This window comes from Sphingomonas corticis, from assembly GCF_012035195.1.
GTDB lineage: Bacteria > Pseudomonadota > Alphaproteobacteria > Sphingomonadales > Sphingomonadaceae > Sphingomonas > Sphingomonas corticis.
This window is the reverse complement of record NZ_JAAVJH010000001.1, coordinates 112303-128979: the sequence shown is the minus strand read 5'-3', so window position 1 is coordinate 128979 and position 16677 is coordinate 112303. Positions and strand designations below refer to the sequence as shown.

The window sequence follows — 16677 nt, the reverse complement described above, 5'->3', positions numbered from 1 at the left end:
CTTCAGTTCACCCGTTCCGCCAGCAGCGCGAACTGGTCCTCGGTCGCGACTTCGTCGTGGTCGGTCAGCGTCGTCGGATAGTCGCCGGTGAAGCAGGCGTCGCAGTATTTCGGACGGATGTCCGCCCGGTGGCTCTCGCCCAGCGCCTTGTACAGGCCGTCGATCGACACGAAGGCGAGGCTGTCCGCGTGGATGAAGTCGGTCATCCCGCCCACGTCCAGCTTGGCGGCGAGCAGCTTGGCGCGCTCCGGCGTGTCGACGCCGTAGAAGCAGGAATGCCGCGTCGGCGGGCTGGCGATCCGCATGTGCACTTCCGCCGCGCCGGCCTCGCGCATCATCTGCACGATCTTCAGCGAGGTGGTGCCGCGCACGATCGAATCGTCGATCAGGACGATGCGCTTCCCCTGGATCAGCGCGCGATTGGCATTGTGCTTCAACTTCACGCCCAGGTGGCGGACCTTGTCGCCCGGCTGGATGAAGGTGCGGCCCACGTAGTGCGAGCGGATGATGCCGAGCTCGAACGGGATGCCCGATTGCTGCGCGTAGCCGATCGCGGCGGGCACGCCCGAATCGGGCACGGGGATGACGAGGTCCGCCTCCACCGGCGCCTCGATCGCCAGCTGCGCGCCGATCTCCTTGCGGACCGAGTAGACCGAGTGATCGTCGACGATCGAGTCGGGACGGCTGAAATACACCCACTCGAAGATGCACGGCCGCGCCGCCTGTTCGCCGAACGGGCGGATCGAGCGCGTCTGCGTGCCCTGCACGATCACCAGCTCGCCCGGCTCCACCGAGCGGACGAACTCCGCACCGACGACGTCCAGCGCCACCGTCTCGCTGGCGAAGATGATCGTCTCGCCCAGCTTGCCCATCACCAGCGGGCGGATGCCCAGCGGATCGCGGCAGGCGATCATGCCGTCGGGCGTCATCACGATCAGGGCGTAGGCGCCCTCGACCTGCTTCAGCGCGTCGATGAACTTGTCGAGCAGGGTGCGGTACTGGCTGGTCGCGACGAGGTGGATGATGACCTCGGTGTCGCTGGTCGACTGGAAGATCGAGCCGCGGCGGACGAGCTCGCGCCGCAGCCGCATCGCATTGGACAGGTTGCCGTTGTGCGCCACCGCGAAGCCGCCGCTCGCCAGTTCGGCGTAGAGCGGCTGGACGTTGCGCAATGCGGTCTCGCCGGTGGTCGAGTAGCGGACGTGCCCGCACGCGACGGCGCCGGGCAGCGCGCGGATCACCTCGTCGCGGTCGAAATTGCCAGCAACATGGCCCATCGCACGGTGCGTGTGGAAGTCGTGCCCGTCCCAGGTCGTGATCCCGGCCGCCTCCTGCCCGCGATGCTGCAGCGCGTGGAGGCCGAGCGCGACCAGCGCCGCGGCGCCCTCGCTGCCGGAAACGCCGAAGACGCCGCACTCCTCGCGCAGATGGTCGCCGTCTTCGGGCTCGAACGGATGAGTGGTCAGCATCGGGAAGGCTCGCGTGGCGGCGGGGCAGGGCCGCATATAGCGACTGTCGCGCGAATGTCATCCGGAGCGAAGAAGGCGCTCGCCGGTTCGTGCGCGTGAGGGAGACAGGCGATGGCGAAGGATCACGGACCGCAGATCAAGGACGACAAGCTCTACGAGGACCTGAGGAAGCAGGGCGAATCGAAGGAGAAGGCGGCGCGCATCGCCAATGCGAAGGCCGCGGGTACGCTCGACCACAAGTCGACCCGGCTGGAGGACCGCACGAAGAAGGCGCTGATGGACGAAGCGCGTGAGATCGGCATCGAGGGGCGGTCGAAGATGGACAAGGCCGCGTTGGTGAAGGCGATACGGGGGCATCGTTGAGGTGTCGGGCTGGTTGTTCGTGGCGCAGGTGATCGCCGCGCGAGAGGGGCCGGTCGAAATCGGGAGCCTCGCAGCGTCCATGCCGCCCCCCATTGTGGCGGATACGATGCTTAAGCCTGGCCACCCGCCGGTCGATCATGTCCGCATCGGCTCGCAGGGGAGGGTACCGCTGCCTCCGGGCTTTTCACCGCAGCTTCACGTCCGGCTCGAGACGACGCCAGAACCCGGGGAGCCCGGTTTCTGCCAACGCACCAGCATCGAGATGCGGATCGTCAATCCCGGCGCAGCCGCAACCGTCGTGCTTGATTCGACCGCCCAGCATCATCGCTTCGGCAACGATTGCGTCGGCGGCGACGCGCGCTACGGCGCGTATCAGAGCGCCGTGACCCGCAGCGTCATTCGCGATTTCGATCGTGCCCGGCGCGCGCGGCGCGCGTCTTACGCGGTGACGTTCATCGACCGGCTGCCAGCGGATTTCACAAGCGAGCGCTTCGCCTCAGGCGAGGAAGCCGCCAAAAACCTGCCGCTGGATCGGATCACCCTTGCGCTCGATGCTGCCCGGCTCGGTAGCATCCCCGACGCCGTGCGACGGGCGCTTCCCTCAGGGGAGGGGATCGACAATGTCGGCTTCGTCGCTGGCAATTACACGACCGGCATCATCACGCGCGAGCGCGGACGCATCACGCGGGTTTGGATCAAGGCGGAGATCCCGCCGCCGTTCTGATGCTCGCTTGCGCGTGCCGCCCGGTGGAGTAAGCGACCCGGATGACCGACCCCCGCGAGACCGGCACGGCGTTTTTGCCCAAATTCGACGCCGCCGGCCTCCTCACCGCCGTCGTCACCGACCGCTCCGGTGCGCTGCTGATGGTAGCGCACATGAATGCGGAGGCGATCGCGGCAACCCGCGCGACGGGCGAGGCCACCTTCTGGTCGCGCAGCCGGGCACGGCTGTGGAAGAAGGGCGAGACTTCCGGCCACGTCATGCGCGTGGTCGAGATGCGCGTCGACTGCGATCAGGATGCGCTGTGGCTGATCTGCGATCCGGCGGGGCCCGCCTGCCACACCGGGGCGGCAAGCTGCTTCTATCGCCGGCTGACGCCGGACGGGCTGGAGCGGGCGGATTGACCCGCGCGCTCGCGGGGCTGCTGCTGCTGGCCGGATGCGGATCGCCCGAGCCGCAGGCCGACCGCTCCGGCGGCGCGGCGCTGGAGCAGGCGGCGCGCGCGCGCGGGCTGGTGGCCGCGGACGGGCAGGCGACGCCGGTCGGCGTCTATCGCAACGGCGGCGATCAGGTCTGCGTCGTGCCCGCCGGCGGCGGCTACCGCGTCGGCGCCAGCGTCGACTATGGCGAGGGGCAGCGCTGCGTCGCACGCGGGAGCGCCAGCGGGCGCGCGCCGCTGTCCGTCGACGCCGGCGAGGGATGCCGGTTCGACGTTCAGGTCGATGCGGATCGCGTCACCTTTCCCGCGGTCCTGCCCGCGGCGTGCGACGCTGCCTGCACCGGTCGCGCCTCGCTCACGGCACTCACCGCGGAGCGGCTGAGCGACGCGTCGGCGGAGGCGCGGCAGGTCCGCGGCGCCGACGGCAGGCTGCTTTGCGGAGATTGACGTTCACGTAAGCGGAAGCTAAGCGGAGGCATGAGCGCTTCTGCCGGCCCCGCCCCCACCGCGACCTCGGCCGCCGCCTCGGCCGCCTCCTCGGCCTACGCGAGCGTCACGCCGCGCGCCGATCGCGAGGCCTTCACCATCACCGATCTCGCCACCGAGTTCGGCGTGACGCCTCGCGCGCTGCGCTTCTATGAGGACGAGGGGCTGATCGCGCCCGAGCGGCGCGGCGTCGCCCGCGTCTACTCGCACCGTGATCGCGCGCGGCTCGCCTGGATCCTGCGCGGCAAGCGCGTGGGCTTCAGCCTGGGCGAGATCCGCGAGATGATCGACCTGTACGACCTGGGCGACGGGCGCGCGGCGCAGCGCGCGGTGACGGCGGAGCGCTGTCGCGACCGCATCGTCACGCTGCACCAGCAGAAGAAGGATATCGATGCGGCGATCGCGGAGCTGGAAGACTTCGTGACGCTGCTGGAAGAGATGCAAGAGGACCGCTGACATGCCGCAATACACCCCGCCGATCCGCGACACGCGCTTCGTGCTCGACCATGTCCTCGGGCTGGACCGTCACGCCAACCTCGCCGGCTTCTCCGCCGCCACGCCCGACACGATCGACGCGGTGCTGGAGGAGGGCGGGCGCTTCGTCGCGGAGGTGCTGTTCCCGCTGAACCAGTCGGGCGACCAGCAGGGCTGCACCCGCCATGCCGACGGCCGCGTGACGACGCCCGACGGCTTCAAGGAAGCGTATGCCCGCTTCGTCGAATCGGGCTGGGGCACGCTGGGTGCGCCGGAGGCGTTCGGCGGCCAGGGGATGCCGCACGTCGTCTCCACCGCGTTCCAGGAGTACATGATTTCCGCGAACATGGCCTTCGCCATGTACCCCGGCCTCGCCCATGGTGCCATCGCCGCGCTGGTGGTGAAGGGCTCGCCCGAGCAGCAGGCGACCTACCTGCCCAAGATGGTCTCGGGCGAGTGGGGCGGCACGATGAACCTGACGGAGCCGCAGTGCGGCACCGACCTGGGCCTCATCCGCACCCGCGCGGAGCCGCAGGGCGACGGCAGCTACGCGATCACCGGCACGAAGATCTTCATCTCCGCGGGCGAGCACGACCTGACCGACAACATCATCCACCTGGTCCTCGCGAAGACGCCGGGCGCGCCGGACAGCTCGAAGGGCATCAGCCTGTTCGTGGTGCCCAAGGTGATGGTTAACGCGGACGGCTCGCTGGGGACACGCAACGCGGTGTCGTGCGGCTCGATCGAGCACAAGATGGGCATCCACGGCAACGCCACCTGCGTCATGAACTACGACGGGGCGACCGGCTGGCTGGTCGGCGAGGAGATGAAGGGGCTGGCCGCCATGTTCATCATGATGAACGCGGCGCGGCTGGGCGTCGGCCTGCAGGGGCTGGGCGTCGCCGAGACGGCGTACCAGAACGCGGTCCAGTACGCGAAGGACCGCCGCCAGGGCCGCGCGCTGACCGGCCCGGCCGAGCCGGAGGAAAAGGCGGACACGCTGTTCGTCCATCCCGACGTGCGCCGGATGCTGATGAACGCGAAGGCGTGGACCGAGGGGCTGCGCGCGCTGTGCCTGTGGGGGGCGTTGCAGGCCGACCTCGAGCATCATGCCGAGGGTGAGGAGGAACGCCAGCTGGCGGGCGACCTGCTCGGCCTGCTCACCCCCGTCATCAAGGGCGTGGGCACCGACAAGGGCTATCAGATCGCCACGGACGCGCAGCAGGTCTACGGCGGGCACGGCTACATCCAGGAATGGGGGATGGAGCAATACGTGCGCGACGCGCGGATCGCGATGATCTACGAGGGCACGAACGGCGTGCAGGCGATGGACCTCGCCGGGCGCAAGCTGGCGCAGAACGGCGGACGCGCGGTGATGGCCTTCGCGAAGCTGGTCGGCGAGGAGATCGCCGCGGCGAAGGGCGAGGCCGCCACCGCGGACTTCGCCGCCCGGCTGGAGAAGGCGGCGGGCGAGCTGCAGGCCTCGGCGATGTGGTTCATGGCGAACGGCATGAAGGATCCCAACAACGTCGGCGCGGGCGCGGTGCCGTTCATGCACCTGGTCGGCGTGGTCGCCGTGGGCCTGATGTGGCTGCGCATGGCCAGCGCCGCGGCGCGGCTGAAGGCGGCGGGGGAGGGCGATGCCGCGTTCCTCGACGCGAAGCTGATGACCGCGCGCTTCTTCGCCGAGCGCGTGCTGCCCGAGGCGGGCGCGCTGCGCCGCCAGATCGAGGGCGGCGTGGACGCGATCATGGCGCTGCCGGTGGAGATGTTCTGACGTTCCGCGTCGGCAGCGCCGGATCGCCCGGCGCTGCCGACAGGTGCGGAAATCTCCGCATACGTATCCGCAGGTGACAACCTTTCCGCGCCCGCTACGTTCGTTCTTCGACCGTATCGGAGAATCCTCGCTTGCACGCTCCCGTCACCATCAGGCCGATCAGCGAACGCGGCAGCCTGGCCAATGCCATCGTCGACACGCTGGTCCACCGCATCGGCAAGGACGAGCAGGCGGCGCGTCCGCACGACTGGCTGGCGGCGACGATCCTGACCGTGCGCAACGAGATCATCGAGCGCTGGATGGAATCGACCAAGGCGGCGCACGCCGCGGGGGCGAAGCGGGTCTATTATCTCAGCCTCGAATTCCTGATCGGCCGGCTGCTGCGCGACACGCTGTCGAACCTGCAGAAGACCGGGGAGATCGCCGCCGCGCTCGCCGAACTCGGCGTCGATCTGGCGGAGATCGAGGAGATCGAGCCCGACGCGGCGCTGGGCAACGGCGGGCTCGGCCGGCTTGCCGCCTGTTTCATGGAGAGCCTGGCGACGCTGGACCTGCCCGCCTACGGCTACGGCATCCGCTACGTGAACGGCATGTTCCGCCAGCGGATCGACGACGGCTGGCAGGTGGAGCTGCCGGAAACGTGGCTGGCGCACGGCAACCCGTGGGAGTTCGAGCGCCGCGAGAGCGCCTATTTCGTCGGCTTCGGCGGCGAGGTGACGGGCAACGAGAACGGCCAGGTCCACTGGAAACCCGCCGAGGCGGTGGAGGCGGTCGCCTATGACACGCCCGTCGTCGGCTGGCGCGGCAGGCGGGTCAACACGCTGCGGCTGTGGAGCGCGCGTGCGTTCGATCCGATCAAGCTCGACAAGTTCAACGCCGGCGACCACGTCGGCGCGCTGGCGGCGCAGACGCGCGCGGAGACGCTGGTGCGCGTCCTCTACCCCGCGGATTCAAACGCCGCGGGGCAGGAGCTGCGGCTGCGGCAGGAATATTTCTTCAGCTCCGCCTCGATCCAGGACATCGTGCGCCGCCACGTCCAGTATTTCGGCGACATCCGCACCCTGCCCGACAAGGCCGCGATCCAGCTGAACGACACCCATCCGGCGGTGTCCGTCGCGGAGCTGATGCGGCTGCTGCTCGACCACCACGACCTGGGCTTCGACGAGGCGTGGGAGATCACCAAGGCGACGTTCGGCTACACCAACCACACCCTGCTGCCCGAGGCGCTCGAGAGCTGGCCGCTGCCGCTGTTCGAGCGGCTGCTGCCGCGCCACATGCAGCTGGTCTACGCGATCAACGCCAAGCTGCTGAAGGAGGCGCGCCGGCGGGAAGGCATCGACGATCGCGCCATCGCCGCCATCAGCCTGATCGACGAGGCGGGAGAGCGGCGCGTGCGCATGGCCAACCTCGCCTTCGCCGGCGCGCATTCGGTGAACGGCGTCGCGGCGCTGCACACCGACCTGATGAAGCAGACGGTGTTCGCCGACCTGCATCGCCTGTATCCCGACCGCATCAACAACAAGACCAACGGCATCACCCCGCGCCGCTGGTTCCACGAGTGCAACCCTGGCCTCTGCGCGCTGGTGCGGGACGGGATCGGGGAGGCGTTCATGGACGACGCGCAGGCGCTGTCCGCGCTGGCGCCGCTGGCCGAGGACGCCGGCTTCCGCGACCGCTTCGCCGCGGTGAAGCGCGCGAACAAGGTCGCACTCGCGCAGCATCTGCGCGAGGCGATGGGCGTGCGCCTCGATCCCGACGCGATCTTCGACGTGCAGATCAAGCGCATCCACGAGTACAAGCGCCAGCTGCTCAACCTGATCGAGACCGTCGTCCTCTACGACCAGATCCGCAACCATCCCGAGCGCGACTGGACGCCGCGGGTGAAGCTGTTCGCCGGAAAGGCGGCGTCGAGCTATCACAATGCCAAGCTGGTCATCAAACTGGCCAACGACGTCGCGCGCCGCGTCAACGCCGACCCGGCGATCGGCGGGCTGCTGAAGGTCGCCTTCGTGCCCAATTACAACGTCAGCCTGGCGGAGAAGATGGTGCCCGCGGCGGACCTCAGCGAGCAGATCAGCACCGCCGGGATGGAGGCGTCGGGCACCGGCAACATGAAGTTCGCGCTGAACGGCGCGCTGACGATCGGCACGCTCGACGGCGCCAACGTCGAGATCAGGGATCACGTCGGCGACGAGAACATCGTCATCTTCGGCCTGACCGCCGAGGAGGTGGCGGCCAAGCGCGCCGGCGGCTACGTCCCGCGCGAGGCGATCGAGCGCTCGCGCGACCTGGCGCAGGCGCTGGACGCGATCGCCAGCGGCGTCTTCTCGCCCGACGATCCCGACCGCTACAAGGGGCTCGTGCAGGGCCTGTACGACCATGATTGGTTCATGGTCGCCGCCGATTTCGACGCCTATGCCGCGGCCCAGCGTCAGGTCGACGGGCGCTGGGCGGACCGTGCGGGGTGGGGCCGCTCGGCGATCCTCAACACCGCGAACGTCGGCTGGTTCTCTTCCGACCGCACCATCGCCGATTATGCACGCGAGATCTGGGGCGTGATGTGAAGCCCCCCGCCGCCGCGATCGCCGCGCTGCTGGAGGGGCGCAACGCCGATCCCTTCGCGCTGCTGGGGGCGCATTCGGGCCCGGGCGGCACCTTCGCGCGGACGTGGATCCCGGGGGCGGAGACGGTGGAGGCGCAGGCGCTGGACGGCCGCATGCTGGGCACGCTCGCGCTGGTCGACCCGGCGGGACTGTTCGAGGGCACGATCGCGGGCGCACCGCAGCCGCTGCGCTACCGCGCGCGCGGTCGCGGTGCCGAGTGGTGGGTGACCGACCCGTACAGCTTCGGTCCGGTCCTCGGTCCCATCGACGACGTGTTGATGGCGGAGGGTACGCACCGGCGGCTGCACGACAAGCTGGGCGCGCACCCGATCGAGCACGACGGCGTGCGCGGCACGCATTTCGCCGTGTGGGCCCCCAATGCGCGACGCGTCGCGGTGGTCGGCGACTTCAACGACTGGGATCCGCGCCGCCACGCGATGCGACGGCGCGGCGACACGGGCGTGTTCGAGATCTTCCTGCCCGACATCGCACCGGGTGTGGCGTACAAATACCATCTGATCGGCGCAGACGGGGTGGAGCAGCCGCTGAAGGCCGATCCCTTCGCCTTCGCCGCCGAGCTGCGCCCCGCCACCGCCTCCCTCGTCACCGGCCCGCCCCACCACGAATGGGGCGACCAAGACCATCGCGCGGCCTGGGCCGCGGTGGACCCGCGACGCGTTCCCCTCTCGATCTACGAGGTCCATGCCGGATCGTGGGACCGCGACGAGAACGGCTGGTTCCTCACCTGGGACGCGCTGGCGGACCGGCTGATCCCCTATGTCGTCGCGATGGGCTTCACGCACATCGAGTTCCTGCCGATCAGCGAGCATCCCTACGATCCGTCGTGGGGTTATCAGACGACCGGGCTCTACGCGCCATCGGCGCGCTTCGGCGATCACGAGGGGTTCGCGCGCTTCGTCGACGGGGCGCATCGCGCGGGCGTGGGCGTGATCCTCGACTGGGTGCCCGCGCATTTCCCCACGGACGCGCATGGCCTCGCCCGGTTCGACGGCACCGCGCTATACGAGCACGAGGACCCGCGGCTCGGCTTCCATCCCGACTGGAACACCGCGATCTACAATTTCGGCCGGCGCGAGGTGGCGTCCTTTCTCGTAGCCAACGCGCTGTTCTGGGCGGAGCGCTACCACGTGGACGCGCTGCGCGTCGATGCGGTCGCCTCGATGCTCTACCGCGACTACAGCCGGAAGGCGGGCGAGTGGATCCCCAATCGCGAGGGCGGGCGGGAGAATTGGGAAGCCGTCGACTTCCTGCGCGAGGTGAACCGCGCGCTGTACGGCGCGCATCCCGGCGTGTTCACGATCGCGGAGGAATCGACCGCCTGGCCCGGCGTCAGCCAGCCCGCGCTCAAGGAGGCGCCGCGGACGAACCTGGGCTTCGGCTTCAAGTGGAACATGGGCTGGATGCACGACCTGCTCCAGTACATGGCGCGCGACGCGGTGCATCGCCGGCACCACCACGATGCCGTCACCTTCGGCCTGATGTACGCCTTCAGCGAGAATTTCGTGCTGCCGCTCAGCCACGACGAGGTGGTGCACGGAAAAGGCTCGCTGCTGACGAAGATGTCGGGCGACGACTGGCAGCAGTTCGCCAACCTGCGCGCCTTCCTGGCGATGATGTGGGGCTATCCCGGCAAGAAGCTGCTGTTCATGGGGCAGGAGTTCGCACAGCGGCGGGAGTGGAGCGAGGAGCGCGCGCTCGACTGGCACCTGCTGCAATCGGCCGCGCACGACGGCGTGCGCAAGCTGGTGCGCGACCTGAACCGCCTCTACCGCGACTGCCCCGCGCTCCACGCGCGCGATTGCGAGCCGGAGGGGTTCGAGTGGCTGGTGGCAGACGACGCCGCCAACTCGGTCTTCGTGTGGCTGCGCAAGGCGCCCGGCGCCGCGCCGGTCGCCGTCATCTGCAACATGACCCCGGTCGCACGCGTGCCCTACCGCGTGCCGTTGCCGCACGACGGGCGCTGGTGCGAGATCCTGAACTCGGACGCGCACGATTACTGGGGATCGGGCCTGGGCAACCTGGGCGGCGTGGTGGCGCGCGACGGTGCGGCGGAGGTGTCGCTGCCGCCGCTGGCGACGATCATGCTGGAATATCGCGCGTGACGGCGCGTCAGAACACCTCGCGCAGCAGCAGCGCGATGGCGCTCCACAGCGCCAGCGAAGGCAGCACGGCGACCATCAGGCCGCGGAACACGGCGGCGGTCTCGATCGACCGCGGATCGGCGGTCATGGCGTTTTCTCCCATCGAATGGGACGAATAGATAGGTAGCGACGGCGCCATCGACAATGGTGCGGCACGGAGAGGAAAGACGAGTGGATCATCGCAGAGGACAGCCGCTGGCACGCGACGCCATGGCCTACGTACTCGCCGGCGGGCGCGGCAGCCGCCTGCACGAGATGACCGATACGCGCGCGAAGCCGGCGGTCTATTTCGGCGGAAAGAGCCGGATCATCGACTTTGCGCTGTCCAACGCGATCAATTCGGGCATCCGCCGCATCGGCGTGGCGACGCAGTACAAGGCGCACTCGCTGATCCGGCATCTTCAGCGCGGCTGGAACTTCCTGCGGCCCGAACGCAACGAGAGCTTCGACATCCTGCCCGCGTCGCAGCGTGTCAGCGAGTTCCAATGGTACGAAGGCACTGCCGACGCCGTCTTCCAGAACATCGACATCATCGAGAGCTACGCGCCGGAATTCATGGTCATCCTGGCGGGCGACCACATCTACAAGATGGATTACGAGATCATGCTCCAGCAGCATGTCGACAGCGGCGCCGACGTTACCGTCGCCTGCATGGAGGTGCCGCGGATGGAGGCGGTGGGCTTCGGCGTGATGCACGTGGACGAGGCCGATCGCATCGTCGATTTCGTCGAGAAGCCCGCCGATCCGCCCGCCATCCCCGGCAATCCGGACATCGCGCTGGCCAGCCTCGGCATCTACGTCTTCAACACCCGATTCCTATTCGACGAACTGCGCCGCGACGCCGACACGGAAGGGTCGAGCCGCGATTTCGGCAAGGACATCATCCCGCATCTGGTGAAGCACGGCAGGGCGCAGGCGCACCGCTTCGGCGCGTCCTGCGTCCGTGCGGAGGGCGAGCCCGGCAGCTATTGGCGCGACGTGGGCACGGTGGACGCCTATTGGGAGGCGAACATCGACCTGACCGACGTGGTGCCGCAGCTCGACCTCTACGACCGCACCTGGCCGCTGTGGACCTATTCGGAAATCACGCCGCCCGCCAAGTTCGTCCACGACGTGGACGGCCGCCGCGGCTCCGCGGTGGCCAGCCTCGTGTCGGGCGACTGCATCGTCTCCGGCGCGTCGATCCACCGCTCGCTCCTGTCCACCGGCGTTCGGGCGCACAGCTTCGCGATGCTGGACGAGGCGGTCGTGCTGCCGCACTGCCACATCGGCCGCGGCTCGCGGTTGCGGCGGGTGGTGATCGACCGCGGCGTCGTCATCCCGGACGGGCTGGTGGTGGGCGACGATCCCGAGCTGGATTCGCGCCGGTTCCGCCGGACGGACAAGGGCATCTGCCTCATCACCCAGCCGATGATCGACCGGCTGTAGCCGTGCGCGTCCTGTCCGTCGCGTCGGAGGCCTACCCGCTGGTGAAGACCGGCGGGCTGGCCGATGTCGCGGGCGCGCTTCCCGCGGCGGTGGCGCCGCACGGCGTGGAGGTGACCACGCTGCTGCCGGGCTATCCCGCGGTGCTCAAGGCGCTGGGGCGCGCGAAGGTGGTCCATCGCTGGCCGGACCTGCTCGGCACGCCGGCGCGGCTGCTGGCGGGCAAGCTGTCCGGCCACCCGCTGCTGGTGCTGGAGGCGCCGGAGCTGTTCACTCGCGACGGTGGACCGTATGCCGCGCCGTCGGGCCGCGACTTCGACGACAATTGGCGCCGCTTCGCCGCCCTGGCGCGGGCGGCGGCGGACCTCGCCTCGGGTGGGGTGTCCGGCCGGTCGTACGACGTGCTCCACGCGCACGACTGGCAGGCCGGCCTCGCCCCCGCCTACCTGCGCTACGCCCCCGCCACCGACGCGGTCGCCAGGAGCGTGGTGACGGTGCACAACATCGCCTTCCAGGGCCGCTTCGACGCCGGCGTCTTCCCGCACCTGGGCCTGCCCGACGCCGCCTTCGCGATCGACGGGGTCGAATATTACGGCGGGGTCGGCTTCCTGAAGGGCGGGCTGGAGAGCGCCGACGCGATCACCACGGTCAGCCCCAGCTACGCGCAGGAGATCCGCTCGGCGGAGTTCGGCATGGGGCTGGAAGGCCTGATCGCGGCACGCGCCGACCGCGTCAGCGGCATCGTCAACGGCATCGATCCCGCGGTGTGGAGTCCGGAAGCGGACGGCGCGCTGGCGCAACGCTACTCGGTCCGCACGCTCGCCCGCCGCACGGCCAACAAGCGCGCGGTGGAGGCGGCCTTCGCGCTCGACCCGGGCGACGGACCCGTCTTTTGCGTCATCAGCCGCCTGACGTGGCAGAAGGGCATGGACGTGCTGGCCGAGTGCATCGATGCGCTGGTCGGCATGGGCGGGCGACTGGCGGTGCTCGGCTCGGGCGATCTCGGGCTGGAGCAGGCCTTCTATCTCGCCGGGGAGCGGCACCCCGGCCGCGTCGGCGTGCGCATCGGCTACGACGAGCCGCTCTCGCACCTGTTGCAGGGCGGCAGCGACGCGATCCTGATCCCGTCGCGCTTCGAACCGTGCGGGCTGACACAGCTCTATGGCCTGGCCTATGGCTGCGTGCCGGTGGTGGCGCGGACCGGCGGGTTGGCGGACACGATCATCGACGCCAATGTCGCGGCGCTGGCCGCGGAAGTGGCGACGGGCGTCATGTTCGCTCCTGTCTCGGCGCCGTGCCTGACGGGGGCGATCCAGCGTGCCGTGGCACTGTATCGCCAGCCGGAACGCTGGGCCGCGATCCAGCGGCGTGGCATGAGGATGGACTTTTCCTGGGCGGCGAGCGGCCTCGCTTACGCCCGGCTCTACGGGGGATTAATGTGACACGGACCGTCGAGACGACGCCCTACGACGACCAGAAGCCCGGCACCTCCGGGCTGCGCAAGAAGGTGCGCGTGTTCGAGCAGCCGAACTACGCGGAGAACTTCGTCCAGGCGGTGTTCGACGCGGTGGACGGGAAGGCGGGCGCCACGCTGGTGATCGGCGGGGACGGGCGCTACCTCAACCGCTCGGTGATCCAGCGCGCGATCCGCATGGCCGCGGCGAACGGCTTCGGCCGGGTGCTGGTGGGGCAGGGCGGCATCCTGTCCACCCCGGCCGCCTCGAACCTGATCCGGACCCGCGGCGCCATCGGCGGCCTGGTGCTGTCGGCCAGCCACAATCCCGGCGGGCCGGACGAGGATTTCGGCATCAAGTACAACATCGCCAACGGCGGCCCCGCGCCGGAGAAGGTGACGGAGGCGATCCACGCGCGCACGCGGACGATCGACCGCTACCTGACGACCGACGATGCCGACGTCGATCTCGACGCGGTCGGCGAGACCATGGTGGGCGGGATGCCCGTGGAGGTGGTCGATCCCGTCGCCGCCTATGCCGACCTGATGGAGCGGCTGTTCGACTTCGCGGCGATCCGCGCCGCGGGCCTCTCGATCCGCTTTGACGCGATGAGCGCGGTGACGGGCCCCTACGCGCGCGAGATCCTCGTCAACCGCCTCGGCTTCGCCGCGGACTCGATCATGAACGGGGAGCCGCTGGAGGATTTCGGCGGGCATCATCCCGATCCCAACCTGGTCCACGCCCGCGCGCTCTACGACGCGATGATGGCGCCCGACGCGCCCGATTTCGGCGCCGCGTCGGACGGGGACGGCGACCGCAACCTCATCATCGGCCGGGGTCGCTTCGTGACGCCGTCGGACAGCCTGGCGATGCTGGCGGCCAACGCGCATCTCGCGCCGGGCTATGCCGCCGGGCTGAAGGGGATCGCGCGCTCCATGCCCACCAGCGCGGCGGCGGACCGGGTGGCAGACGCGCTCGGCATCGCCGCCTACGAGACGCCGACCGGGTGGAAGTTCTTCGGCAACCTCCTCGACGCCGGCATGGCGACGATCTGCGGAGAGGAGAGCGCCGGCACCGGCAGCGACCACGTGCGCGAGAAGGACGGGCTGTGGGCGGTGCTGCTGTGGCTCAACATCCTCGCCGCCACGGGCAAGAGCGTGGACGCGATCGCGCGCGACCATTGGGCGCGCTTCGGCCGCAACTATTACGCGCGCCACGATTATGAGGGCGTGGCGCAGGAGGGCGCGGATGCCCTGGTCGCCGGGCTGCGCGCACGGCTGGCGCAGCTGCCGGGCACGACGGTGGCGGGGCTGACCGTCGAGACCGCGGACGATTTCGCCTATCACGACCCGACCGACGGCTCGGTCAGCGAGCGGCAGGGCATCCGCATCCTGTTCGCGGGCGGCAGCCGCGTCGTCTTCCGCCTGTCGGGCACCGGCACCAGCGGGGCCACGCTGCGCGTCTACCTTGAACGCTACGAGCCGGCCGGCGGCGACCTCGACGGCGACACCACCGAGCGGCTGGCGGACATCGTCGCCGCCGCGGAGGAGCTTGCCGGCATCCGTCGCCACACCGGGCGCGATCGGCCCGACGTCATCACGTGACACGCTTCACCGTGCGCGCCCCCACCGCGGGGGCGGTGTGGCTGTGCCTGTTCGACGATGGCGCGGAGACCCGCGTGCCGATGGCGCGCGCCGGGGAGGTTTGGGTCGTGGAGGTGCCGGCGCCGGAGGGTGCCCGCTACGGCCTGCGCACCGATCTCGCGCCCGGCAAGCTTCTGGTCGACCCGCGCGCGACGCGGCTGGACCGGCCGTTCCGCTACGACCCGCGCCTGTCCGACGCGGGCGCGGACACCGCGGACCTCGTGCCGCGCGCGATCGTCTCCGCCCCGCTGCCGCCGCTCGATGAGCCCGTCGTCTTCCGCCCCGGCGGCCTCATCTACGAGGTGAACGTCCGCGGCTTCACGCAGCGGCATCCGGACGTGCCCGCCGCGCAGCGCGGCACGGTCGCCGCGCTGGCGCATCCCGCCGTCGTCGCGCACCTGAGGCGGATCGGCGTGGCGGCGGTGGAGCTGATGCCGATCACCGCCTGGATCGACGAGCGCCACCTGCCGCCGCTCGGCCTTGCCAATGCCTGGGGCTACAATCCCGTCGTGCCGATGGCGCTCGATCCGCGCCTCGCCCCCGGCGGCATCGCCGAACTGCGCGGGACCGTGGCGGCGCTGCGGCGCGAGGGGATCGGCGTGATCCTCGACCTGGTGCTCAACCACACCGGCGAGAGCGATCTCGACGGTCCGACGCTGTCGTTGCGCGGGCTCGATCCCGCCGCCTACGCAACCCACGCCGACGGCTCGCTCGCGAACGTGGCCGGCACCGGCAACACGCTCGATTTCGGCCAGGCCGCGGTGCGCGACCTCGCGCTCGACACGCTGCGGCACTTCGTCGCGCAGGCGGGGGTGGACGGCTTCCGCTTCGATCTTGCCCCCGTGCTGGCGCGCGGACCGGACTTCTCGCCGCACGGCCCGTTCCTGGCGGCGGTCGCGGCGGACCCGCTGCTGTCGCGGCGGGTGATGATCGCCGAGCCGTGGGACTGCGCCGGCTATTTCCTCGGCGCCTTTCCGCCGGCCTGGCTGGAGTGGAACGACCGCTACCGCGACGACGTGCGCCGCTTCTGGCGCGGCGACGGCTCCGCGGGCGCCCTCGCCACGCGGCTGGCTGGGTCGAGCGACCTCTTCGGCGCGGAACGGACGCGCTCGGTCAGCTTCGTCGCCGCGCACGACGGCTTCACGCTCGCCGACGTCACCGCCTACGCCGGTCGGCACAACCACGCCAACGGCGAGGACAACCGCGACGGCCACCACGGCGAGGTGTCGTGGAATGCCGGCACCGAGGGGCAGGGGGATCCGGCGGACGCGCGCGCGCTGCTGGCGACGCTCTACGCCACCCGCGGCACGATCATGCTGACTGCCGGGGACGAGTTCGGCCGCACGCAGGGCGGCAACAACAACGCCTATGCGCAGCAGAACGCGACGACCTGGCTCGACTGGGACGGGCGCGACCGCGCGCTGGAGGCGTTCGTCGCCGATCTCGCGCGCCGGCGCACGGCGACCCTCGCAGACCCGGCGATCCGCCACGACGCGCGCTGGTTCCGGCTGGACGGGCAGCCGATGCGCGACGAGGATTGGGCGGGCACCGACGGCTTCGAGATGCGCCTGCCCGGCACGCGCGTCCGCATCGATCGCGCGGCGCGCTCCGTCGCGATTGACAGCGATGAGGCGATGCCCCGCGCCGCGGCGCCGGAGTGA

13 protein-coding genes are annotated in these 16677 nt (G+C 70.2%); 12 read left to right on the top strand and 1 reads right to left on the bottom strand.

The features are described from left to right. Positions 1 to 2: 2 nt before the first annotated feature. Entirely contained in the window at positions 3 to 1469 is a 1467-nt protein-coding gene (gene purF, locus HBH26_RS00670; RefSeq protein WP_168132635.1) for an amidophosphoribosyltransferase, read from the bottom strand. Positions 1470 to 1580: 111 nt separating this feature from the next. Between purF and HBH26_RS00665 the strand changes: the two genes are divergently transcribed. From HBH26_RS00665 to HBH26_RS00610, 12 genes are all read left to right on the top strand, one after another. Beyond that, on the top strand, positions 1581 to 1832 hold the full coding sequence (locus tag HBH26_RS00665; RefSeq protein WP_168132634.1) for a DUF7218 family protein: 252 nt from the start codon (positions 1581 to 1583) through the stop codon (positions 1830 to 1832). Between the two features lie 19 nt (positions 1833 to 1851). After that, positions 1852 to 2556 (top strand): hypothetical protein, encoded by a 705-nt coding sequence (locus HBH26_RS00660; protein ID WP_168132633.1) that lies wholly within the window; start codon positions 1852 to 1854, stop codon positions 2554 to 2556. Between the two features lie 41 nt (positions 2557 to 2597). Then, positions 2598 to 2957 (top strand): phosphoribosyl-AMP cyclohydrolase, encoded by a 360-nt coding sequence (gene hisI / locus HBH26_RS00655; protein ID WP_168132632.1) that lies wholly within the window; start codon positions 2598 to 2600, stop codon positions 2955 to 2957. Further along, complete coding sequence (locus HBH26_RS00650; RefSeq protein WP_168132631.1) at positions 2954 to 3439, top strand: hypothetical protein; 486 nt, start codon at positions 2954 to 2956, stop codon at positions 3437 to 3439. Before hisI ends, HBH26_RS00650 begins: the two co-directional genes overlap by 4 nt. Before the next feature lie 30 nt (positions 3440 to 3469). Continuing rightward, positions 3470 to 3934, top strand: coding sequence for a MerR family transcriptional regulator (locus tag HBH26_RS00645; protein ID WP_168132630.1), 465 nt, complete (start codon positions 3470 to 3472; stop codon positions 3932 to 3934). Between the two features lies 1 nt (position 3935). Then, entirely contained in the window at positions 3936 to 5729 is a 1794-nt protein-coding gene (locus tag HBH26_RS00640; RefSeq protein WP_168132629.1) for an acyl-CoA dehydrogenase C-terminal domain-containing protein, read from the top strand. Between the two features lie 149 nt (positions 5730 to 5878). Further along, positions 5879 to 8293: a glycogen/starch/alpha-glucan phosphorylase gene (locus tag HBH26_RS00635; protein ID WP_338057216.1), complete on the top strand. Its 2415-nt coding sequence runs from the start codon at positions 5879 to 5881 to the stop codon at positions 8291 to 8293. Continuing rightward, positions 8290 to 10455 (top strand): 1,4-alpha-glucan branching protein GlgB, encoded by a 2166-nt coding sequence (glgB, locus tag HBH26_RS00630; protein WP_168132627.1) that lies wholly within the window; start codon positions 8290 to 8292, stop codon positions 10453 to 10455. The genes HBH26_RS00635 and glgB overlap by 4 nt, the downstream gene beginning before the upstream one ends. A 183-nt stretch (positions 10456 to 10638) precedes the next feature. Continuing rightward, entirely contained in the window at positions 10639 to 11922 is a 1284-nt protein-coding gene (gene glgC / locus HBH26_RS00625; RefSeq protein WP_168132626.1) for a glucose-1-phosphate adenylyltransferase, read from the top strand. A 2-nt stretch (positions 11923 to 11924) separates the two neighbouring features. After that, positions 11925 to 13361 carry a glycogen synthase GlgA gene (gene glgA, locus HBH26_RS00620; protein ID WP_338057196.1) on the top strand — a complete coding sequence of 479 codons (1437 nt, stop codon included), beginning with the start codon at positions 11925 to 11927 and terminating at the stop codon, positions 13359 to 13361. After that, entirely contained in the window at positions 13358 to 14977 is a 1620-nt protein-coding gene (locus HBH26_RS00615; protein ID WP_168132625.1) for an alpha-D-glucose phosphate-specific phosphoglucomutase, read from the top strand. The genes glgA and HBH26_RS00615 overlap by 4 nt, the downstream gene beginning before the upstream one ends. Continuing rightward, positions 14974 to 16677, top strand: a complete 1704-nt coding sequence (locus tag HBH26_RS00610) for a glycogen debranching enzyme (protein WP_168132624.1) — start codon at positions 14974 to 14976, stop codon at positions 16675 to 16677. Before HBH26_RS00615 ends, HBH26_RS00610 begins: the two co-directional genes overlap by 4 nt.

Excerpts from the sequence above, each read along its gene's own strand:
- purF (WP_168132635.1), bottom strand. The coding sequence starts at position 1,469 with ATGCTGACCACTCATCCGTTCGAGCCCGAAGACGGCGACCATCTGCGC.
- HBH26_RS00665 (WP_168132634.1), top strand. The coding sequence starts at position 1,581 with ATGGCGAAGGATCACGGACCGCAGATCAAGGACGACAAGCTCTACGAG.
- hisI (WP_168132632.1), top strand. The coding sequence starts at position 2,598 with ATGACCGACCCCCGCGAGACCGGCACGGCGTTTTTGCCCAAATTCGAC.
- HBH26_RS00645 (WP_168132630.1), top strand. The coding sequence starts at position 3,470 with ATGAGCGCTTCTGCCGGCCCCGCCCCCACCGCGACCTCGGCCGCCGCC.
- HBH26_RS00640 (WP_168132629.1), top strand. The coding sequence starts at position 3,936 with ATGCCGCAATACACCCCGCCGATCCGCGACACGCGCTTCGTGCTCGAC.
- glgC (WP_168132626.1), top strand. The coding sequence starts at position 10,639 with ATGGTGCGGCACGGAGAGGAAAGACGAGTGGATCATCGCAGAGGACAG.